Raw genomic sequence first — 21,572 nt, forward strand, 5'->3', positions numbered from 1 at the left:
CTAGATTAGCTTTTTTAAAGTCACTTGCATCGTCGTTCCTTTTCCCATTTCAGAATGTAAGACTTTGATGCTTCCTTTGTGGTATTCTTCCACGATTCTTTTTGTCAATGAAAGGCCTAATCCCCAACCTCTTTTTTTGGTTGTAAAACCAGGTTCGAAAATACTTTTGAATTGATTTTTCTGGATGCCACCGCCGGTATCTGATACATTTATTTTTACATAATCTCCTTCTTGTTCAATTTCTAAGGCTAGTTTTCCTTTGCCTTTCATCGCATCTATGGCGTTTTTTACTAAGTTTTCGATGGTCCAACTGTGTAATGTTGGATTCAAGGAAACCAAGATAGGAGCTTTTGGCGCTTTGAACGAAAACTCAATTTGTTTAGAAAATCGGGATTGCAAATAGTCAAAAGATTGAAAGCTTTCCTCCACGATGTCTTTGTTTTCTAATTTGGGTTCGGAACCAATTTTAGAAAAACGATCGGTTATGGTTTGCAAACGCTCAATGTCTTTTTCAATTTCGAATGTGGTACTTTCGTCTACATTTTCAGATTTTAAGAGTTCGACCCAGCCAATCAAGGAAGAGAGCGGCGTTCCTATCTGGTGTGCGGTTTCTTTGGCCATTCCGGCCCAAAGTTTATTTTGCGTAGCCATTTTGGTACTCCGGTAAAAGTTATAAACCAAACTTCCAAATAAAACAATAATAAGTACTAAGGCAACAGGATAATACTTTAATTTATTAAGTAAAGCAGAATTACCATAATATAAATTTTGAAATTTTCCAGGGACATATTCAATTACAATTGGCTCATTTTCATTTTTTAAGTCTTGTAAAAAAGCGATTGCTTTTTGCTTGTTTTCTACAACGGACTCATCAATATTAACGGTATTTATGATGCTGTCATTTTCAGTAAGTATAATGGGAATCGAAGTATTGTTGCTGAAAATCTGAAGTGGAAGTTCGACTTCTGTATTTTCGCCCGCGTTAATCAGTGTTTTTTGGGCTTGTGCCCAAAGGTTCATTTTTAAGCGTTCTTCATTTTTAAAAATTTGAAAAAAAGTGTAAGTGTTCCAAAGAATTAAGGAAATTATAAAAAAAGAGGCAAAAATGATAATCCAACGGGTTGTATTTCTTCTTTCAGAAAACTGCATAAATGAAAATTTGAATGATAAATATAACGAAATAAAAGCTTTTGTATTTTAGTTTCAATCAAAGAATTTATTTTTGAAATATCTAAAACCTAATTTCATTCTATTTCAACACAACTGCTTCATAAACTTAATTCAATTGTCTACTTTTGTATCTTTAAGAAATAAATAAAAATTATGATTACTATTGATCCTAAAAGTATTGAAACGGCAAAGTTACAAGGGTATTTGCAAAGTTCTGTAGGGCCTAGGCCTATCGCTTTTGCTAGTACAATGGACGCTAATGGGAATCCTAATGTATCGCCTTTTAGTTTCTTCAATGTGTTCAGTGCTAATCCGCCTATTCTTATATTTTCGCCAGCAAGACGGGTGCGTGATAATTCGATAAAACATACCTTAATGAACGTTGAAGCTACTCGTGAGGTAGTGATTAATGTGGTCAATTATGACATGGTGCAGCAAATTTCTCTGGCCAGTACAGAGTATGCTGATGGCGTAGATGAGTTTATAAAATCTGGCTTGACACCAATTGCTTCAGAGGTCGTAAAACCGTTTAGAGTAAAAGAATCTCCTGTTCAATTTGAATGCAAAGTCACTCAGATTATTCCTTTGGGAACCGAAGGTGGAGCTGGTAATTTAGTACTTTGTGAAGTAGTACGTATTCATATTTCCGAATCTGTTTTAGACGAAAATGGAGCTATTGATCAATATAAAATCGATTTAGTTTCCAGGTTAGGAGGGAATTGGTATTCCAGATCCAACCAAGGACTTTTTGAAGTGCCAAAACCATTGTCAACTTTAGGAATTGGGGTGGATGCAATTCCAAATTTTATAAAGGAAAGTCCAGTTTTTAACGGAAATGATTTAGGCATGTTGGGGAATATAGAAGCCTTGCCTACAATGGAAGAAGTTAGTATATTTGTAAAACAGAATTTTGCTGTGAAAGGCGTTTTGAGTGCTGATGATCAGCATAAAGTACACTTAGAGGCAAAAAAATATCTGGACGAAGAGGATGTTTTGTCTGCTTGGAAAGTGCTTTTGGCAAAAAAATAAGAATATAAATAACATTAAAAATAACGAAGATGGAAGTTACAGGAAAAATTAAAATGCTTGGGGATGCAAAAAATGTGGGAAGCGGAAGTTTCTTGAAAAGAGAATTAGTTGTAACCACGGAAGAACAATATCCACAACATATTTTAGTGGAATTTGTACAAGATAAATGTGATTTATTGAATAGTTTTAAAGTTGGTGAAGCCGTAAAAGTTTCTATCAATTTAAGAGGACGCGAATGGGTTGATCCACAAGGAGTGACTAAATATTTTAATGCTATTCAAGGATGGAGAGTAGAAAGAGTAGCTGCTGAAGCGACTTCTGCGCAAATGCCTCCAATGCCTGCTGCTGAAGCTTTTGCACCAGCAACCAACCTAAACGAAGAAGAAGCTGACGATTTGCCATTCTAAGAGATAAAAAAGTTAGAACTTATAAGTCAGAAGTTTGAGTTTTTACTTGAATTTCTGACTTTTTTATTTTTTTTGAAATTGCCATTTATTTTTGAAATGTAAAAATGTATTATTTATCTCCAGATTTATTTTTTCCTCCTGTTTCCCAAGCCAATCGCGATGGTATTTTAGCCATTGGAGGGGATTTATCTCCGGAACGATTACTACTTGCCTACAGAAGCGGAATCTTTCCGTGGTTTGAAAATGGGGAGCCCATTATGTGGTGGTCACCAAATCCCAGAATGGTTTTATTTCTAGATGAATTGATTGTTTCAAAAAGTATGCGAAACATTCTGAATAGAGATAGTTTCAAAGTTACTTTCAATCGGAATTTTAGAGACGTAATTTCAAACTGCCAAAACATCAAGCGCGACGGGCAAAATGGGACTTGGATTACCAATGATATGATTGAGGCTTATTGTAAACTGAACGAACTAGGAATTGCAAAGTCAATCGAAGTTTGGCAAAATGAGCAACTCGTAGGCGGATTATACGGGATTGATTTGGGATACGTTTTTTGTGGTGAAAGTATGTTTTCTTTAGTGTCAAATGCTTCAAAAGTGGCTTTCATTGCTTTGGTTCAAAAATTAAAAGTAGAAAATTACAAACTGTTGGATTGCCAAGTTTATAATCCACATCTTGAAAGTTTAGGCTGTCGAGAAATAGAAAGAACTGATTTTATGGAGATATTGAAAAGTGAATAACACTTAAAATTTCAACTTCTTAAAACTCCAATCCAGCGTATCAAAAAGAACCAATTCATTTTCCAATGTTGGTAAATTCATAATCAGTTTCAACGTTTCATGTGCCATCATTGTGCCAATCATCCCCGGGAGCGTTCCCAAAACGCCATTTAAATTACAATTGAGAACCTCTTTTGGATTCGGTGGTTCAGGGTATAAATCACGAAGATTTTTACTTCCATTATGATTGAAAACTGCCATCTGTCCTTCAAATTTTAAAATGCTGCCGTAGACTAATGCTTTTCCTAACAGTACACAGGTATCGTTTACTAAATATCGGGTAGCAAAATTATCGCTACCATCAACAATTACATCAAAATTTAGGATGATTTGTGTAGCGTTTTCTAAAGTTAGTTTTTCTTCAAAGACCATAATATCAATCAATGGATTTAAAGTTTGCACAACCGATTTTGCTGTAATTGCTTTTGATTCGCCAACATGTTTTTCGGTATATAAAATCTGTCGGTGTAAGTTGTGTAATTCGATTGCATCAAAATCTACAATTCCTATGGTTCCAACACCAGCCGTTGCGATATATTGCAATATCGGACACCCTAATCCGCCAGCACCGATCACTAAAACTTTTGCTTTTTTTAGTTTTTTCTGTCCCAAATCACCTATTTCCGATAACATCATTTGTCGGTTGTAGCGTAAAAAATCCTGAATAACACTCATTTTTATTATGTTTTAAAGTTAGAAAGTCAAAAGTCATAAAGTCTGGAAGCCAAAAAGGTTAAAGTTTTTTAAACTCACTTTTGGACTTTCGACCTTAGACTTTTAGACTATATATTTTATCCCAGTCTTTCCACACAGATTCGTATCCTCTACTAGAAATGACTTTTGCAATCTCAGAAGCGGATCTTTCGTCACTGATTTCAAATTGTTCCAAGGATTGCGGATCAACGACATAACCGCCAGGATTAGTTTTAGAACCAGCACTCATACTGGTAATCCCTATTGGAATAATATTATCACGAAATTTTTGATTTTCACGGGTTGACAGGGAGATTTCTAAATCTTCATTCCACAAACGGTAAGCGCAAATGAGTTGGGTCAAATCAGTATCATCCATGATAAAGTTGGGCTCAATCACTCCTTCTGCCGGTCGTAATCTGGGGAAAGAAACAGAATATTTAGTTTGCCAATATGTTTTTTGTAAATAATCTAAATGCAGGGCATTGAAAAAACTGTCCGTACGCCAATCTTCCAGTCCTAACAAAACACCCAACCCTATTTTATGAATACCCGCAGTTCCTACTCGGTCCGGTGTTTCTAAACGAAAATCAAAATTGGATTTTTTTCCTTTGGTGTGGTATTGCTTGTAAACATCACGATGATAGGTTTCCTGGTAAACTAAAATCGAATAAATACCAGCATCATGCAATTGCTCATATTCTTCAATTGAAAGAGGTTGAACTTCCATTGAAATGGTGGAAAAATCGTTTTTTATTTGAGTAATTGCTTTTAGAAAATAATCAATATTTACGGTATGATTTGCTTCGCCAGTAACCAACAAAACATGATCAAATCCTGCTTTTTTTAAGACTTCAATTTCTAATGTGATTTCATTTCCGGTAAGTGTTTTTCGCTTGATTTTGTTGTCCAAACTAAAGCCGCAATACGTACAAATGTTTTGGCATTCGTTGCTCAAATACAAAGGTGCATACATTTGAATTGTTTTACCAAAACGTTTTTTGGTTAATTCATGCGCGATTTGTGCCATTTGCTCTAAATAAGGTTGGCCTGCAGGTGAAATTAACGCTAGAAAATCATCTAGATTGCGTTTAGTTTTGGCTAACGCAATTACTACCTGTGATGAAGTAGTGCTGTATATTTTGGTTTTGATGGTTTCCCAATCGTAATTATCAAAAACTGATTTAAATGTTTTCATTGTTTTGTTTTTTTACTGCAAAAAGAGTATGCTGTTTTTTGGCACGCAGATTCTGCGAATTTGGCAGATTTTATTTAAGTTTTTATCTGCGTAAATCTGTAAAATCTGCGTGCCATTTTTTCAGTGGTTTTCATGTAAATAGGCCAAAAATATATTACTCATATAAAAATGCCGTCAAAGGACTCGAAGCCACTGCTCGATTATGTTGTTGAGCGATTTTTGCTTCGAATGCTTTCCGACCTGCAATGACTGCTTCTCTGAAAGCTTCGGCCATTAATTTCGGATTTCCGGCTACGGCAATAGCCGTGTTTACCAAAACGGCATCAGCCCCCAGTTCCATTGCTTTTGCAGCATCAGATGGTGCGCCAATTCCGGCATCAATGATTACGGGAACGCTACTTTGTTCAATAATTATTTCTAAAAAGTCGATGGTTTTTAATCCTTTGTTGCTTCCAATCGGTGAGCCCAAAGGCATCACTGCCGAAGTTCCAGCATCTTCCAAACGCTTGCATAAAACGGGATCGGCGTGAATATAAGGCAGAACGATAAACCCTAACTTGGCTAAAGCTTCCGTTGCTTTTAAGGTTTCTATTGCATCAGGCATTAAATATTTTGGATCAGGATGAATCTCCAGTTTTAGCCAATTGGTTTCTAATGCCTCACGGGCTAATTGTGCTGCAAAGATGGCTTCTTTTGCATTTCTTGCACCAGAGGTATTGGGTAATAAATTAATTTTAGGATGTCTCAGATGTGTTAAAATGGCATCGGTTTCAGTTTGTAAATCGATACGTTTTAACGCAACGGTTACTAACTCGCTTCCGGATGCTAAAATAGCTTCTTCCATTTGTTGATTGGATCCGAATTTCCCGGTGCCTAAAAACAATCGGGATTCAAAGGTTTTGTCTCCTATTTTAAATGGTATCATATAATTTGTTATTAAGTTGATATATAAGTTGTGATGCATTTTCGGTGTGTGTAATCAAACCAGAAACGGCTATGCCGTGAATTCCAGTTTTCATTAGACTATCTACATTTTCAAGTGTGACTCCTCCAATAGCGTAAATGGGGATTTGGATGTTTTTTATCTTCATTTGCACAATAATTGAATGGTATCCTTCCAATCCTAAAATTGGACTTAGATTTTGTTTGGTAGCTGTAAATTGGAAGGGTCCCAAACCAATATAATCACAATTTTCGGCTGTTCTTTGAAGCACATCTTCAAAAGTATTTGCTGTGCCTCCAATGATTTTTGTTTTTCCTAAGATGACTCTTGCTTCTTCAACGTTCATGTCATTCAAGCCTAAATGAACCCCATCCGCATCCAATTGCTTTGCTAAATGAACGTTGTCATTGATGATAAAAATGGCTGAATATTCTTTGCATAACATTTTTACGGCTTCCGCCAAAGTGAATGCATCATCAGAAAAATGCTTTTTAAAACGAAGCTGAATCCATTTGCAACCAGCATCTAATGCTTGGTGAATATTGTTGGTTTGTTCCTCGACCGTGTTTCCTTGCGAGATGTATTGTAATTGGTTATACATAATGGTATCCTAATTTGGTTTGGTTAGATTGTAAATAGTTTTCTATATAATTTTTTGCATTAGTACAGGCAGTTTTCATGTCTTGTTCCAAAGCTATATTGGCTGTAATAGCTGATGACAATACGCAGCCAGAACCGTGTTTTTCGCAGCGGAAAGTTTGTTTTGGCAAAAGCCTGAAAATTTCATTTTCCATATACAAGTAATCAACACCAATTTGGTCTGGATTATGACCGCCTTTTAGTAAAACAGCACAATATCTCATAAGGATTTCTGCAATTGCTTCTGCAGTAATCTGTTCCGTAGACAATTGTAAAATCTCCTTATAATTGGGTGTTATCAAATCAACTTCCTTTAATATTTCTATCAAAATAGCTTGATTTTCGATGGTTGTAAAACGGAATTCGGTACTAGATTTCAAAACGGTATCCCAAACGATTTTTGTTTTTGGCGAAAGCCTTTTTATGGCAAAAACAATTTCTTTTAAATAATCCAATGAAGGAACAATTCCAATTTTTATAGCTTTAATAGTATAGTTGTCGAACAATTTTTTGATTGAGTTTAAAACAAAATCTAAGTCAGTCCATTGCATTTCGAAGAACTCGTTCTCGGTTTGAATGGTATTACCAGTATTCACGGCAAAACCATACACTTGATGTTGCTCGAATGTTTTTGCATCGGCCAAAATTCCTGCACCTCCTGATGGATCAAAGCCGGCAATTGTTAAGACGAAAGGGCGATTTGTTGACATAGTTTAAAATTTTCTATTGGGTTGTTACTGTTCCAAATGGTACCTAAAAGTGCCACATCATCAAAACCATAATCCAATGCAGTTTTGACTCTCTCGGATGTAATTCCTCCTACTGCAATCAGTGAAGATTTGTTGTTTTTTCTTTGTTTTAATTCTTTTTCAAAATCAATATCCGAAATGTAATTTGGTTTCGAAATACTTTCGAAAACAGGCCCAAAAAATGCATAATCGAAAACAACAGATAATTTTTCAAAATCAGCCATTCTGTGAATGGAAGTAGAGAGTGTGAATCTCTTTTCTTTCCATTTACGCAAACTTTCTTCGGGCGTTTCATTCCGTTTTTTTTCTGTAAAATGAAGGCGGTGTATCCCAAACGCTACTGCCAATTGATGATGACTGTGTACAACCAAATTTTGTCTGTAATCCGCTTTTATTTCTGACAAGAAAGCTTTCATTTCGAGTTTTGTAAATTCTGGTTTTCGCAAATGAAACAATTCCAATCCATTCTCAAAAAGAGTATGTATAGTGCTGATTTCATTCTTTATAAAAATAGGATTGGAAATAACTATCATTTATTTAACTATAAATTTCTTTCCCGCTTTTTATAAATTCCTTTGATTTCTCTTTCATCCCTTTTTCGGCTTCGGCAACATCACGAATTTCTTGTGAGATCTTCATAGAGCAGAATTTTGGCCCACACATGGAACAAAAATGAGCCACTTTTGCCCCATCGGCTGGTAATGTTTCATCGTGGAATTCGCGAGCGGTATCTGGATCTAATGACAAGTTGAATTGGTCTTCCCAACGGAATTCAAAACGTGCTTTGCTCAACGCATTGTCACGGTATTGAGAACCCGGATGCCCTTTAGCCAAGTCAGCAGCGTGAGCCGCAATTTTATAAGTTATCACTCCGTCTTTTACGTCTTTTTTATTGGGTAAACCAAGGTGTTCTTTTGGCGTCACATAACACAACATTGCACAGCCATACCAGCCAATCATTGCCGCACCAATGGCAGAAGTGATGTGGTCGTAACCTGGAGCAATATCGGTTGTCAATGGTCCTAAAGTATAAAAGGGAGCTTCATCACAATGCTCTAATTGTTTCTCCATATTCTCTTTAATCATGTGCATGGGTACGTGACCAGGACCTTCAATAAATACTTGGACATCGTGTCTCCAGGCTATTTTTGTCAGTTCTCCTAGCGTCTCTAATTCGGCGAATTGCGCAGCATCATTAGCATCGGCAATAGAACCCGGACGCAAACCATCTCCAAGAGAAAAGGCTACATCATACTGTTTCATGATTTCGCAAATGTCTTCGAAATGCGTGTAAAGAAAGTTTTCTTTATGGTGGAACAAACACCATTTGGCCATAATCGATCCGCCGCGAGAAACAATTCCGGTAACACGCTCAGCAGTTAGGTGAATGTAACGCAACAGTACTCCCGCGTGAATAGTGAAATAAGAAACACCTTGTTCTGCTTGTTCTATTAAAGTATCGCGATAGACCTCCCACGTTAAATCTTCGGCAACACCATTTACTTTTTCCAAAGCTTGGTAAATAGGCACGGTTCCAATAGGTACGGGAGAATTACGGATGATCCATTCTCTGGTTTCGTGAATGTTTTTTCCGGTCGATAAATCCATAATCGTGTCGGCTCCCCAACGGCAAGCCCAAACTGATTTTTCAACTTCTTCTTCGATGGTTGAGGTTACGGCGCTGTTTCCAATGTTGGCATTTATTTTCACCAAGAAATTACGTCCCACAATCATAGGTTCACTTTCTGGGTGGTTGATGTTGTTTGGAATAATGGCGCGACCTCTAGCTACTTCGCTACGAACAAATTCCGGTGTGATTTTAGATTTTGGTGTATTGGCACCAAAACTGTTGCCTCCATGTTGGCATTGCATCGCCTTTGTTTGTTCATTTATCAACTCCAAGCGTTGGTTTTCGCGAATAGCAATGTATTCCATTTCGGGGGTGATGATTCCCTGTTTTGCGTAATACAGTTGGGTAACATTAGCTCCTCTTTTGGCTCGCATGGGTTTGTGTAAATATTCAAAACGCAAGTGATCTAACTTTTGATCATTCAAACGGGATTTTCCGTATTCGGATGAGATTTCAGTCAATTCTTCTACATCATTGCGATCTAAAATCCATTGTTCACGAATGCGTGGCAATCCTTTTCGAATGTCAATTTCAATGTTTGGATCGGTAAATGGGCCGGAAGTATCGTAAACCGTTACTGGTGGATTTTTTTCTATGCTGCCGTTTGACATTTTTGTATCTGCTAGTGCAATTTCGCGCATCGCTACTTTGATTGGATGGATTTCACCGTCGATATATACTTTTCTTGAATTAGGAAATGGTGTTCTTGAGATTTTTTCTTCGTTGTTCATTGTACAGTAGTTTAGGTTTTAATGAGTGTTTGTCTTCTGCTAGGGATAGTAATGGAAAGCCCGTAAAGTGGAAAGCCTAATAAAACAAGGAGTAGTGAAGCGACCGTAAGGAAGCTTTGACTAAGGCTACGTTTTATAGGGTTACAATTGCGGACTTGAAATGGATAGCCCGCTCGAGCAGCCAAACTATCCTCCTTGAGTTGCAGAGATGATGAGAATGTCGTCAGTTTCTTGCAGAGGATGGGAATTCCAGCTGGATTTTGGAATCACGGTATTGTTAACGGCTACGGCAATTCCGTTTTGTTTTTCGGGAATTTCCAAGTCAAGAAGTGTCTGAACAGTTAGACTGTCAGTTGTGAATTGTTTCGTTTGATTGTTGATTTTTAGCTCCATTCCTTTTGAATTTAGTATATAGTTATACTTTAGGAATGGCTACAATGACGCATAAATACGCGCAGAAGTCATCTTACTTTTCCCTACGCTAGTATGAACTAGATCAGGTTCAGAGGGTAATTCTCAGCCTACAATTTTGTAGACACCCCTAAAGTGTGAAGCAAATGTAAACGTTTTTTAGTTTAAAGTTTAAGGTTTAAAGTTAAATCTTTATTGTGCTATTCTGTTTTTAGTGAAAAAGTCACGTCAATAAGCTTTACTTAATCAATGAAGATTAACTGTTTTTCCAGCAATCTGCCACATGATCATCGACCATTCCTGTGGCTTGCATGTGGGCATATATTACGGTAGAACCTACGAATTTGAAGCCGCGCTTTTTTAAATCTTTGCTAATCGCATCAGAAAGTGGGGTGGTAGCAGGGACTTCCTTCAAAGATTGTCGGTTGTTTTTTATGGGTTTCCCATCAGTAAATCTCCAAATATAGGTAGAAAAACTTCCAAATTCCTCTTGAATTTTTAGAAAGGCTTGTGCGTTGGTAACAGCTGAATATACTTTGAGTTTGTTCCGAATAATACCCGCATCTTGTAGTAAATCGAGAATTTTTTCATCGGTATATTGAGCGATTTTTTTGTAGTCAAATTGGTCAAATGCGGCTCTAAAATTTTCGCGCTTATTCAAAATAGTTATCCAGCTGAGCCCAGCCTGAAACGTTTCCAAAAGCAAAAACTCAAATAGAGTGGCGTCATCATACACGGGAACACCCCATTCTTCGTCATGGTATTTTTTATATAAAGCGCTAGAAGTACACCAGCCACATCGAGGTTTGTCGTCTAGTATCATTGTTTTTCGGAGGCTAAATAGTTTTTTATTAAATAGTGACCTAAATAAATCAGCGGAGTCAGTAGTATTGCGATACCGAGTTTAAACGTATAACCCGTTAATGCTGAGGTTAGAAAGGTATCAAAATTTATTTTTCCAGGTAGCCAAAATGCAATTCCCAATACAATGAACGAATCAAATAATTGTGAGATAACAGTGGATCCGGTAGCTCTAAGCCAAATTTTCTTATTTCCGGTTCTGTTTTTGAAAAACCAAAAAACGGTCACATCGATTAATTGCGAAACTAGAAAAGCAATAATACTTCCTACAATAATCCACATACTTTGACCAAAAACAGCAAAGAATTGGTCATCATTTACAGGGCTGATGCCTTTTGCGGCGGGAATGTTAATTGCAAATAGTAAAACAAGGAAAGAATAGGCGATTAAACCGGCTGTGATTAAGGAGAGTTTCTTAACTCCCTTTTCGCCAAAATACTCATTGATTAAATCGGTAGTTAAAAAAACGATAGGCCAAGGCAAAATCCCGATGCTCATGACAAACGGACTTATTTGAATTAATTTACCTCCGATCAACTCAGCCGTTACCGCATTGGTAATAAATATTCCTGCTAGGATAACAAATACGAGCTCTTTTTTGGTTTTAAACATAAAGTAGTGTTTGAATTCAAAAGTAGGGATTTTATCTTTTTTAAGAATATGCAAATGGCAAATTTTTTCACTTGCAAAAGTTGGTATCTATCAAGCGGATTTTATGAAAGGTAATTTTTTATATTTGGTACACATGTAAAAACTTCCCAAGCCCAATGTTTATGGTATTGTAGGAATAATTGCAATTTAATTTGCAAAATTGTAGTAAATATATTAGGTTAAGATGTTTTTTTTTTTTGATTTGTACTCGGACGTCCAAAACCTCTTACTAAAAAGTTTAGTAAGATAATGTCAAATTATTTTAAAATTATAAAAAAATTCTTATTAAGTGTAACTTTATTAGTTGCTTTTTCTTTAACTTCGTTTGCAGCAGAGAAGGAAGTAAATGTTTCTAATGAAACAAAAATGAATTCACTCGAGTCAACAACTTCGAGTGTAGATGTTGAAAGTATATCTGATTGTACAGTAATACACTTGAGATGGAATGATGTTTCAAGTGATGGTGAGGGTGGTGATTCTTACATATCACCGCGTAGGTATTGAAATTTGTAATGATGGTAGTACCACGATTACTGGTTCGTAAATAAATTTAATAGCAATTTAAATGGGTGGGACGCCACTCATTTTTTAATAATTAATCTTATGAGAAAGTATTTGTTGATACTACTGGTGCTTATATGTTGCAGAATTAGTGCTCAAAAAAGCGTTAAAATCACTTATGAACAAAAATTTTTCTACAGCGATGCTTTTTTTAATCAAGTTCCAGGTGGTGCTAGTGAAGAATTTAAAGCTGCTTTCAGGAAGCCTAAAGTCTTTGAGTTGACAAACAACAGTGAGTACTCACTATTTAAAAGTACAGCCGAAAAAGACATAGTAATACCCTCTTCAGAAGTTAGTACAGCAACAGATATAAATAGAGGAACTTTCGTAAAACCGTATAATGTTTGGATTCTAAAAGATTTTACCAAAATGTCTACAATTAAAAGTACCACGGTGGAGGGTCAAGAGTATTATGTAGAACAACCCTTTACCAATAATGACCTAAAGTATGACAAAAGAACTAAAGTCATTGATGGGTATACATGCCTGTCGGCTTTTAAGATTTCGGCAAAAAATGATACTATTCAATATTGGTACACCCAGGATATCCCTATCATTGATGGGCCATTTACAATGTCAGCAATCCCTGGTTTGGTTTTAAGTACTGAGTCTAAAAAGAACGTCGTTTATGTAACTAAAATAGAATTTTTTGATAAAAAACTAGTCGTAGACGGGATTAATAAAAAGACTCCCTTTGTTACCGAACTGGAATTAAAAAATAAAATCGAAGAATCTAGAAAGCCAAAGTCCTATACTGATGAATTTGGAGGAAAGCATGAAACGAATACGGTAACTATAAAAAATGAAAATTAAATTTTTTATTATGAGATTATTATTTTTGACTAGTTTGGTGTTTATATTGTCTGTTGTAGGTTATTCACAATCTGCAATTAAAGTAAGTTTCGTAACACAAACTCAACACAGTGAAACTTCCTTGAAATCTGTCCCCTCACATATAAGGACTGCTGCCTTGCAACAGTTAAATAGTATTAAAAAGAAATCGGTTATGATTGTTCAAGGTAGTGTTGTTTATTTTGAAATCAAACCACAACAGATTGATATAAAACAAGAGGGTACAATTAGCTCTAATGATAGAACATCTGGAGTTTTATTCTCAAAAGATTTGTCATTAGAAGGATCTTATCCCGGCATTAAATTGTTGAAGAATTATAAAACTAAAACAATTAAAACTAAAATAAAAGGTAAGTTAACTACTGAAAAATTAGCTGCTGTTAATTGGAAAATTACAAATAAAAAAAAGAAAATTCTGGGCTATAGCTGTTATGAAGCTACCACTACTTTCAAAAACAAGCTATTAACAGTTTATGTGACCAATGATTTAAAAGTTTCAGGAAGTCCAAGTGATTTACCTTTTATTAATGGCCTAGTATTATTGTATAAACATGGAAATAGTACAACAACTGCGCAAAGGATTGAACTGAATCAAGAAGAGCCTCTAAATTTTCTATAATACGATGCAGTTAAACTTTAAACTCATCTTGTTTCTGTTATTTCCAGTTTTTCTTTTTTCGCAGCATACAATTCGCTTAAAGGTTGTTGATGAAGCAAGCGCTAGTGTGCCAAGAGCCATCGTGATCATTAGCCAAGACGGCAATCAAATTGCTTTTGGAACTACAGATACAAATGGTTTTTTAGAAAATCAATTAGCCTCTGGAACGTACACGATAACTATCAAAAAATTAGGTTTTGTTCCCATTACTGAGGTAGTTTTTGTTCAAAAAGAGGAGTTCTTAACTTTTACATTGCTTCCAGAAACAAACCAACTCAAAAATGTGATTATTACCAGTAGACCTAAAATAATGAAAGTGAAGGGTGATACTATTTCGTATAACTTAAAAGCTGTGGTTGATGGTACCGAAAATAAAATCGAAGATGTAATTAAAAAACTTCCTGGGCTGGATATTGACCAAAATGGCAAGGTATTGTACAAAGGGCAACAAATTGATAACGTTCTTGTTAATGGGAATGAGTTTTTTGGCAACAAACATCAAATGGCAACCCAAAACATAAACGCTGATATGATTGAAGGCATTGATTTGCTAACTAATTATGCTGGTTTTGCCACTGCCAGCGGAGGCAAAAAAGGAATTGCGTTGAACTTGAAAACAAAAGACAGCTATAAAAATAAATGGATCATGGATTTTGATGCGGCTGCTGGAATAAATAATTCTTTTCGTTTCCACTCTAATTCCTTTAAATTTTTTAAGAAGGGAAATGTTGCCGTTATTTCGGATTATAATACTATTGCCAAAACACCAATTTCGCGAGAAGATTATAATGAAATGCGAATTTTGGCTGATGTCGATAGTGAAAACGGAGAATTTAAATCGATTGAAACCCCAACTTTTTTGAATCCTAACGCGTTTATAAAGGACAAAAAAAATGCTTTTATTGGACTTAATTATACGAGTTTAATAGGCAAGCGTTCTAAAATTACCTTTGCGAATGTTTTCAATAAAGCTATTATTACGGAGGAAAACGACAAACTTCAAACTAATGTTGGAGAGCCACAAAGCCAATTCTCTTTTTTAGAAAATAAAGTTGCGACGTACAGTCTTAATAACAGTGCTTTTAAATGGGAGTTTAATAAGTCGAAAAGTACTTTTATATCCTATGTTGCTGGATTTACTCCAAATGCAGACGAAGATGAGCAAGATTTATTGCGCTCAGGAAATGTATTGAGCTATACTAAGAGAGATTCAAATTTTAATTTTGCTCATATTGCAAAAGTACAAACTACACTTTTCAAGGTTGTCAATTATAAAGGCACAGCCCAGCATTCAGCGGATGATAACCGTCAAAAAGTTGATTTGTTTTCTCAACAAAATTTATTTGGTGGTACTTTTGATACCATTCATCAAAATCAAAACCAGAGACAAGCTAATTTTAGTTTTAATAATGTATTTACAAGGACACTAAAGAACAATAATTTTAGTTTTAAAATCAACCTTTTGTCACAGCAAGACAGATTACGTACTGTTATTTTAGAAAACCAAAATAACGGTTTAGATGTTAAGTTGCAGCGAAAATCAATACAGACCAATTTTTCATGGTTAAAAAATTGGGATCCTAAGTTTCAATCCATTTTGGGTTTTAAAACTTCGGCGGTAAACAGTTGGTTTCAAGGTACTCAAAATGCATTTACCCGCTATGAGCCTAACCTTAGTTTGATTTATAATTTTAAAGGACTTAATAAACTTACGTTCAATTATTCGCTAGATCATCAATTGCCTTCGCTGAGTCAATTGCAGCAAACCGATATAATAGTTGATTTTCAAACTATTTCAAAGGCTACTTCAATTGATTACAATCGAATAATTCCTAAAAATAGTTTTTCTCTTCAATACTTCAGTGTAAATCCAAGGAGTCAAAGTGTTCTTTACTCGACTGTATCCTATGATGTGGAGCAAAATTCTGTATCGAGCAATACCATCTACAATTCAGATTATATTGAAAACGTTGGGATCACAACAAGAAACAGAAAAAGTATTAAGGCATTAGCTTTGTATGATTTAAAGCTTCATCATTTGCCGTTTTCAATTAAAACGACTTTGTTTTATCTGAAATCGATAGGATTGTCTCGGTTCAATAGTGTCGATAATGAAGTTGAGACTCAAAATTTCACGAATCGTTTGCAGTTGGTATCTAATTTTAGGAAATCACATGTACAGTTTGGGATTGACTATAACTTTATTCAAAGAATGGTAATGCAAAGTTCCAGTAATTTTAATAACACGAGTCAAAATCATCAGATTACGCTATCTATTCGTGGAAAAAGCAAGACTAATTTAAAATGGGATATAGGTTTTGTAATAGATGATCAAGATTCAGGTTTTGATACCAATCAACTGTTTTTTCTAAATGCAAATGTGCAGTATATGGCAGCTAAAAATTGGAAGTTATTTTTTAATGGAAACAACATGCTAAATTTGAATCAGACTACTTTATTGTTAAACACAACAAACGCCAGTTTTTTTACAGCATCAAGAGTGTCAATTCGTCCCGGGTATTTGATGCTAGGTTTGAATTACTCACTATAATTTTAATTATCAAAAAAACCCATTTCAAATCACTTTGAAATGGGTTGTTGTATAGATTGAAATCCAATATTGAATATCTGAAATCGAAATTTTATATATGCTTCAACAGCTCTTTTAAATCAGTAATGATAAGATTTTATCTAAAGATTTAGCATAAACGGTAACGATCATTTTGTTGTCTTTGATATACTCTTGGTTTACTAAAGTCTTTAAAGAAACGAGCCAATTTGCCTTTAGCGATAATGTCTAAATAGTTTTCGCTTTACTTTATTGATGAATGACGTATTTAGCAATTTCGATTTTTTAAACTAGAATTTTAGTAACAAAAAAGAGTCCCCATTTGGGAACTCTTTTTAGGTATTTATTATTGGATTAAAACCCGCTTACATTCAATCTACCACCAGTTAAACATTTTCCTGATAAAGAGGAAGTAGGTGTAGCGCTATTCAAAAGCGCTGCTTTAATTTGTGCTGCTGTTGCTCCAGGATTTAAGGATGCATACAAAGCTGCTGCTCCAGAAACATGTGGAGTTGCCATTGAAGTACCGTTGTAACTAGCATAACCAGAAACATTCTTGCCTCTAGATCTCACTGGAACTGTTGACCAAATTCCTGAACCCGGTGCTCCTATATCTACTGATGTAGCGCCAAATTGTGAGAAACTTGATAAAGCTCCTGTGCTTGTAATTGATGCAACTGCAATAACATTGGCGTTAGGATAGCTTGCAGGGTAGCTAGGTGTAGCGTCATTGTTTGTACCGCTATTTCCCGCCGCAGCGATAAATAGTATTCCTGCAGCATTTGCTCTTTCTATGGCATCTTGAAGAGCTTGGGAGAATCCTCCTCCGCCCCAAGAGTTGTTAGTTGCAACAATATTTAATCCTTGTTTTGTTTTTAAATTTGTAAAATAGTCTACGGCTTTGATAGCATTTGCCAATGTTCCTCCAGTACCAGCTAAAAATTTAGCGTTTAGCATTTTTACGTTCCAAACAACTCCAGCAACTCCTTTACCATTGCCTCCAACAGCCCCTATTGTTCCTGCAACATGCGTTCCGTGATCATCATCAACCCCATCAAAAACCGTATTGTTGTTTCCTGCAAAGTCCCATCCATAGACATCATCAACTAGACCATTTCCGTCATCGTCAATACCATTGCCAGCAATCTCGCCCGGATTTTTTCCAGCATTTGCAGCTAAATCTTCGTGGTCAAACATATAACCTTCGTCAATAATACCAATATATACAGTATTTGATCCTAATTTATTATTTGCCCAAGCTACTGCGGCTTGTGATCCAAATTGATTTGCAGGAGCTGTTGTTGCGCCATACATTCCCCACAAGGTGCCATTCGTAGCATACGTATCGTTTGATGTTGCAAAATGAGTGTAAATCCAGTTAGGTTCTGCATATTCCACTTCCTGTAAATCTTTTAAAAGGTCTATAGCCTCCATGGTATCTAATTTTGAATTTACTAATAAAAGTTTTCCGCCTTTAGTGTTTGTCTTTGCATTGGAGGTTTGCACAGAGTTAGTGTTAATCACTTCTACTGTAGTACCTCCAATTAGTGAGAGAATGTTTGTTGATGTTTTAGCTCCTGGAGCTGCAGGTTTGAATTTAATAAGTATTTGGTTCGCTACATAATTAGGTTTTTCCTGATTTTGTACTACCTCTGGAGAGTTTAAATTCTCATCAGTACACGAGTAAAACGAGAACAAGGCTAGAGCTGCAATAAATAATTTTTTCATAATTTTAAGATTTGGTTTTAAAATGTTAAAATTATCAAAAAAAATACAATAATTATAATATTTGTACTAAAAAAATAAACAATGTAAGTTAAAAATATTTTTAAATTGAATTTTTACGATAGGTATAAGTAGATAGGGGATTTGATTATTAATTATATAAAATCGTTATTGTATAGTTTGTGATACTCATAATTTATTAGGCGTAATGGTATTTAATGAATATATTTCAATTAAAAAACCCCATTTCAAACTAATTTGAAATGGGGTTTTTATATATAAGGAAATCAAATAGTAATCTATCCTAAAGCAGCTCTTTTGAAACCTGTAATTTCAACTTTGAATTCTTTAACATAATCACCTACTTTTTTACTGTCATCTTTGATGAAGTTTTGATCCAATAAAGCTTTTTCTTGGTCTAAAGTAGTGTTGTCAGAGATGAAACGCAGTACTTTTCCAGGAATAATTTTGTCCCAAATTTGTTCAGGTTTACCTTCAGCTTTTAACTCAGCTTTAGCATCTTCTTCAGCTTGTTTTAAAACTTCTTCAGTTAATTGAGAGAAAGAAATATATTTAGGAACATTTTTCAATGTTTTTCCTAAACGTTTTGCTTCTTCATTTTCTTTTTCGATTATAGCAATACGAGCAGCAAGTTCAGAAGCAACGAAAGATGGGTCAAAATCTTTGTAAGATAATGTGTCAGCTCCCATTGATGCAACTTGCATAGAGATATCTTTAGTAAGAACTTCTGCGTTAGCTACAGCAGCAGAAATAGCAGTTAATGCAGCAATTTTGTTAACGTGAACATAAGATCCAACAAAAGCACCTTCTAAAATTTCAAAATCACCGATTTCGATTTTTTCACCAATAACACCTGTTTGCTCGATCAATTTCTCAGCAACAGTAATGCCGTTGAAATCTGACGCTAAAAATTCTTCTTTAGAAGAGAAGTTAATCGCTTTTTCAACTAATTCTTTAGCTAAAGAAACGAAAGATACATTTTTACCTACGAAATCTGTCTCACAATTTAAAGTGATGATTGCTCCTTTAGTGTTGTCAGCATTGATAAAAGAAACAGCTGCTCCTTCAGAAGACTCACGGTCAGAACGGTTAGCGGCAACTTTTTGTCCTTTTTCTCTAAGGTTTTGTATCGCTTTATCGAAATCTCCATCAGCTTCAACTAAAGCTTTTTTACAGTCCATCATTCCGGCACCTGTAGTTTGTCTTAATTTATTTACATCTGCAGCAGTAATTGTTGCCATAATTTTTTTATTTTAAATTAAAAAATAGTTTTAATAAAAAATTCCAAATTCAGAAATCCTGAATCCAATTGATAAATTAAATCATTACTGAGATAATTTTTGGAATTTGGAATTTTAGAATTTGGAATTTCTTTTTGTTTTATTCTTCAGTTGCAGTTGGAGCAGCAGCTTCTACAGCAGGAGCTACTTCTACAGCTTCAGCAGCAGGAGCTACCGTTTCAGTAGGAGCAACAACTTCAGCAGTTGCTTCGCCTTCTTTGTCAGAACCTCTATCAGAAAGTCCTTCAACAATTGCAGCGGTAACCAAAGTTAAAATTTTATCAATTGATTTAGAAGCATCATCGTTAGATGGGATTACGAATTCAACCTCTCTTGGGTCAGAATTAGTATCCACCATTGCGAAAACTGGAATGTTTAATTTTTGAGCTTCTTTTATTGCGATGTGTTCTGCTTTGATATCAACTACGAACAATGCAGCTGGTAGTCTAGACATGTCAGCGATTGAACCTAAGTTTTTCTCTAATTTAGCACGAAGACGATCTACTTGCAAACGCTCTTTTTTAGAAAGAGTCATGAATGTACCATCTTTCTTCATTTTATCAATAGTAGCCATTTTTTTAACAGCTTTACGGATAGTTACGAAGTTAGTTAGCATTCCACCAGGCCATCTTTCAGTGATGTAAGGCATGTTTGCAGCTTTTGCTTTTTCAGCAACGATGTCTTTTGCTTGTTTTTTGGTAGCAACGAATAATATTTTTCTACCTGATGCAGCGATTTTTTTCAAAGCGTCATTTGCTTCTTCAATTTTTGCTGCAGTTTTATATAGGTTGATAATGTGAATACCATTACGCTCCATATAAATGTAAGGAGCCATGTTTGGATCCCATTTTCTAGTCATGTGTCCGAAATGAACACCTGCTTCTAGTAAGTCTTTTACTTCTACTTTGTTTGCCATTTTGTTCTAGTTTACGTTCTGTTGATTAGCAATGGATAAATGGCGGTTTCCCGGCTTTATGCATTTAGATGCTAAACTATTTCCTACCTCGGTAGGAGAGCAACAACAACTGTTTTTTTTAAATTTTTTGCGGAATTTATTTCAGCTTCTTTTCCGTTTAAGCTGATAATAAAACCAGTCTCTGAACGTGAAAATCTGAATTAAATCCAGATTGAATATTAACGTTTAGAGAATTGGAATCTCTTACGAGCTTTCTTCTGACCGAATTTCTTACGTTCAACCATTCTTGGATCTCTTGTTAATAAACCTTGTGGTTTCAATATTCCTCTGTTTTCAGCATTTACTTCACACATTACGCGTGCTAATGCCATTCTTACAGCTTCTGCTTGACCAGTTGAACCACCTCCGTAAACATTCACTTTTACGTCAAAGTTACTTACATTTTCTGTCATAGACATCGGTTGTAATACTTTGTACTGTAAAGTTGCAGTTGGGAAATAAGTTTCGAATGGTTTTTTGTTCACAACGATTACTCCTGTTCCTTCCGAAACATAAACACGTGCAACAGCCGTTTTTCTTCTACCAATTTTGTGAATAACTCCCATTACTTAAGATCGTTAAGGTTAACTGTTCTAGGTTTTTGAGCGCCTTGTTTGTGCTCTGATCCTACAACAACATTTAAATTTCTAAAAAGTTCAGCCCCTAACTTGTTTTTAGGTAACATTCCTTTTATCGCTTTTTCAACTAGTAATGCAGGATTTTTTGATTGCAATACTTCAGCAGTTAAAGTTCTTTGTCCTCCAGGGTAGCCAGTGTGACGGATGTAAGTTTTCTCTTTCATCTTGTTTCCTGTAAGGTTGATTTTTTCTGAGTTGATAACAATTACGTTATCTCCACAGTCAACATGTGGTGTGTAACTTGCTTTGTATTTTCCTCTAAGGATCATTGCGATCTTAGAAGCCATACGACCTAAGTTATGCCCATCAGCATCTACAACAATCCACTCTTTTGTAACGGTGGCTTTGCTTGCTGATTGTGTCTTGTAGCTTAATGCGTCCATAATATTATTTTAATTAAACATTCCATCCCCAATAAA

General features: G+C 35.3%; 23 protein-coding genes and 1 riboswitch. Of the genes, 7 read left to right on the forward strand and 16 right to left on the reverse strand.

Going from position 1 to position 21,572, the window contains the following annotated elements:
• Entirely contained in the window at positions 1–1,149 is a 1,149-nt protein-coding gene (locus E0F91_RS06680; protein WP_132065549.1) for a sensor histidine kinase, read from the reverse strand.
• A 174-nt stretch (positions 1,150–1,323) separates the two neighbouring features.
• On the opposite strand from E0F91_RS06680, the gene E0F91_RS06685 reads away from it, so the two are divergent.
• From E0F91_RS06685 to aat, 3 genes are all read left to right on the forward strand, one after another.
• Positions 1,324–2,199 (forward strand): flavin reductase family protein, encoded by an 876-nt coding sequence (locus E0F91_RS06685; protein WP_132065550.1) that lies wholly within the window; start codon positions 1,324–1,326, stop codon positions 2,197–2,199.
• A 29-nt stretch (positions 2,200–2,228) separates the two neighbouring features.
• Positions 2,229–2,606: a DUF3127 domain-containing protein gene (locus E0F91_RS06690; protein ID WP_132065551.1), complete on the forward strand. Its 378-nt coding sequence runs from the start codon at positions 2,229–2,231 to the stop codon at positions 2,604–2,606.
• Between the two features lie 104 nt (positions 2,607–2,710).
• Positions 2,711–3,349, forward strand: coding sequence for a leucyl/phenylalanyl-tRNA--protein transferase (gene aat / locus E0F91_RS06695; protein ID WP_132065552.1), 639 nt, complete (start codon positions 2,711–2,713; stop codon positions 3,347–3,349).
• 3 nt (positions 3,350–3,352) lie between these two features.
• On the opposite strand, the gene E0F91_RS06700 is transcribed toward aat, so the two are convergent.
• The 10 genes from E0F91_RS06700 to E0F91_RS06745 all read right to left on the reverse strand — a co-directional run bounded on the left by E0F91_RS06700 (position 3,353) and on the right by E0F91_RS06745 (position 11,855).
• Complete coding sequence (locus E0F91_RS06700; protein ID WP_132065553.1) at positions 3,353–4,063, reverse strand: HesA/MoeB/ThiF family protein; 711 nt, start codon at positions 4,061–4,063, stop codon at positions 3,353–3,355.
• Positions 4,064–4,157: 94 nt separating this feature from the next.
• On the reverse strand, positions 4,158–5,279 hold the full coding sequence (thiH, locus tag E0F91_RS06705; protein WP_132065554.1) for a 2-iminoacetate synthase ThiH: 1,122 nt from the start codon (positions 5,277–5,279) through the stop codon (positions 4,158–4,160).
• A gap of 154 nt (positions 5,280–5,433) precedes the next feature.
• Complete coding sequence (locus E0F91_RS06710; RefSeq protein WP_132065555.1) at positions 5,434–6,204, reverse strand: thiazole synthase; 771 nt, start codon at positions 6,202–6,204, stop codon at positions 5,434–5,436.
• Positions 6,191–6,823: a thiamine phosphate synthase gene (locus E0F91_RS06715; protein ID WP_132065556.1), complete on the reverse strand. Its 633-nt coding sequence runs from the start codon at positions 6,821–6,823 to the stop codon at positions 6,191–6,193. The genes E0F91_RS06710 and E0F91_RS06715 overlap by 14 nt, the downstream gene beginning before the upstream one ends.
• Positions 6,816–7,571, reverse strand: coding sequence for a hydroxymethylpyrimidine/phosphomethylpyrimidine kinase (locus tag E0F91_RS06720; protein ID WP_132065557.1), 756 nt, complete (start codon positions 7,569–7,571; stop codon positions 6,816–6,818). The genes E0F91_RS06715 and E0F91_RS06720 overlap by 8 nt, the downstream gene beginning before the upstream one ends.
• On the reverse strand, positions 7,544–8,143 hold the full coding sequence (locus E0F91_RS06725) for a thiamine phosphate synthase (protein ID WP_132065558.1): 600 nt from the start codon (positions 8,141–8,143) through the stop codon (positions 7,544–7,546). Before E0F91_RS06725 ends, E0F91_RS06720 begins: the two co-directional genes overlap by 28 nt.
• 4 nt (positions 8,144–8,147) lie before the next feature.
• Positions 8,148–9,971, reverse strand: coding sequence for a phosphomethylpyrimidine synthase ThiC (gene thiC / locus E0F91_RS06730; protein ID WP_132065559.1), 1,824 nt, complete (start codon positions 9,969–9,971; stop codon positions 8,148–8,150).
• Positions 9,972–10,157: 186 nt separating this feature from the next.
• Complete coding sequence (thiS, locus tag E0F91_RS06735; RefSeq protein ID WP_132065560.1) at positions 10,158–10,364, reverse strand: sulfur carrier protein ThiS; 207 nt, start codon at positions 10,362–10,364, stop codon at positions 10,158–10,160.
• Between the two features lie 63 nt (positions 10,365–10,427).
• A riboswitch (TPP riboswitch) is annotated at positions 10,428–10,524 on the reverse strand.
• Positions 10,525–10,638: 114 nt separating this feature from the next.
• The gene (locus E0F91_RS06740; RefSeq protein ID WP_132065561.1) at positions 10,639–11,205 is read right to left on the reverse strand and encodes a DNA-3-methyladenine glycosylase I; all 567 of its coding nucleotides are present in this window, start codon (positions 11,203–11,205) and stop codon (positions 10,639–10,641) included.
• Positions 11,202–11,855, reverse strand: a complete 654-nt coding sequence (locus E0F91_RS06745) for a queuosine precursor transporter (RefSeq protein WP_132065562.1) — start codon at positions 11,853–11,855, stop codon at positions 11,202–11,204. Before E0F91_RS06745 ends, E0F91_RS06740 begins: the two co-directional genes overlap by 4 nt.
• 405 nt (positions 11,856–12,260) lie before the next feature.
• On the opposite strand from E0F91_RS06745, the gene E0F91_RS17700 reads away from it, so the two are divergent.
• The 4 genes from E0F91_RS17700 (at position 12,261) to E0F91_RS06760 (ending at position 16,516) form a co-directional block, all read left to right on the forward strand.
• Complete coding sequence (locus tag E0F91_RS17700; RefSeq protein WP_165930101.1) at positions 12,261–12,398, forward strand: hypothetical protein; 138 nt, start codon at positions 12,261–12,263, stop codon at positions 12,396–12,398.
• A 99-nt stretch (positions 12,399–12,497) separates the two neighbouring features.
• Complete coding sequence (locus E0F91_RS06750; RefSeq protein WP_132065563.1) at positions 12,498–13,268, forward strand: GLPGLI family protein; 771 nt, start codon at positions 12,498–12,500, stop codon at positions 13,266–13,268.
• 10 nt (positions 13,269–13,278) lie between these two features.
• Entirely contained in the window at positions 13,279–13,926 is a 648-nt protein-coding gene (locus E0F91_RS06755; protein ID WP_165930102.1) for a GLPGLI family protein, read from the forward strand.
• Positions 13,927–13,930: 4 nt separating this feature from the next.
• Positions 13,931–16,516, forward strand: coding sequence for a carboxypeptidase-like regulatory domain-containing protein (locus E0F91_RS06760; protein ID WP_132065565.1), 2,586 nt, complete (start codon positions 13,931–13,933; stop codon positions 16,514–16,516).
• Between the two features lie 372 nt (positions 16,517–16,888).
• Here E0F91_RS06760 and E0F91_RS06765 read toward each other — a convergent pair whose 3' ends face one another.
• The 5 genes from E0F91_RS06765 to rplM form a co-directional block, all read right to left on the reverse strand.
• A complete protein-coding gene (locus E0F91_RS06765) occupies positions 16,889–18,262 on the reverse strand; it encodes a S8 family peptidase (protein ID WP_132065566.1) in 1,374 nt (457 codons plus the stop codon).
• A gap of 296 nt (positions 18,263–18,558) precedes the next feature.
• Positions 18,559–19,521: a translation elongation factor Ts gene (gene tsf, locus E0F91_RS06770; protein WP_132065567.1), complete on the reverse strand. Its 963-nt coding sequence runs from the start codon at positions 19,519–19,521 to the stop codon at positions 18,559–18,561.
• Positions 19,522–19,660: 139 nt separating this feature from the next.
• Entirely contained in the window at positions 19,661–20,476 is an 816-nt protein-coding gene (gene rpsB, locus E0F91_RS06775; protein ID WP_132065568.1) for a 30S ribosomal protein S2, read from the reverse strand.
• Between the two features lie 218 nt (positions 20,477–20,694).
• Positions 20,695–21,081: a 30S ribosomal protein S9 gene (rpsI, locus tag E0F91_RS06780; RefSeq protein WP_113634047.1), complete on the reverse strand. Its 387-nt coding sequence runs from the start codon at positions 21,079–21,081 to the stop codon at positions 20,695–20,697.
• Positions 21,081–21,536, reverse strand: a complete 456-nt coding sequence (rplM, locus tag E0F91_RS06785; protein WP_066080505.1) for a 50S ribosomal protein L13 — start codon at positions 21,534–21,536, stop codon at positions 21,081–21,083. The genes rpsI and rplM overlap by 1 nt, the downstream gene beginning before the upstream one ends.
• Between the last annotated feature and the right edge of the window lie 36 nt (positions 21,537–21,572).

Source organism: Flavobacterium sandaracinum, assembly GCF_004349135.1.
GTDB lineage: Bacteria > Bacteroidota > Bacteroidia > Flavobacteriales > Flavobacteriaceae > Flavobacterium > Flavobacterium sandaracinum.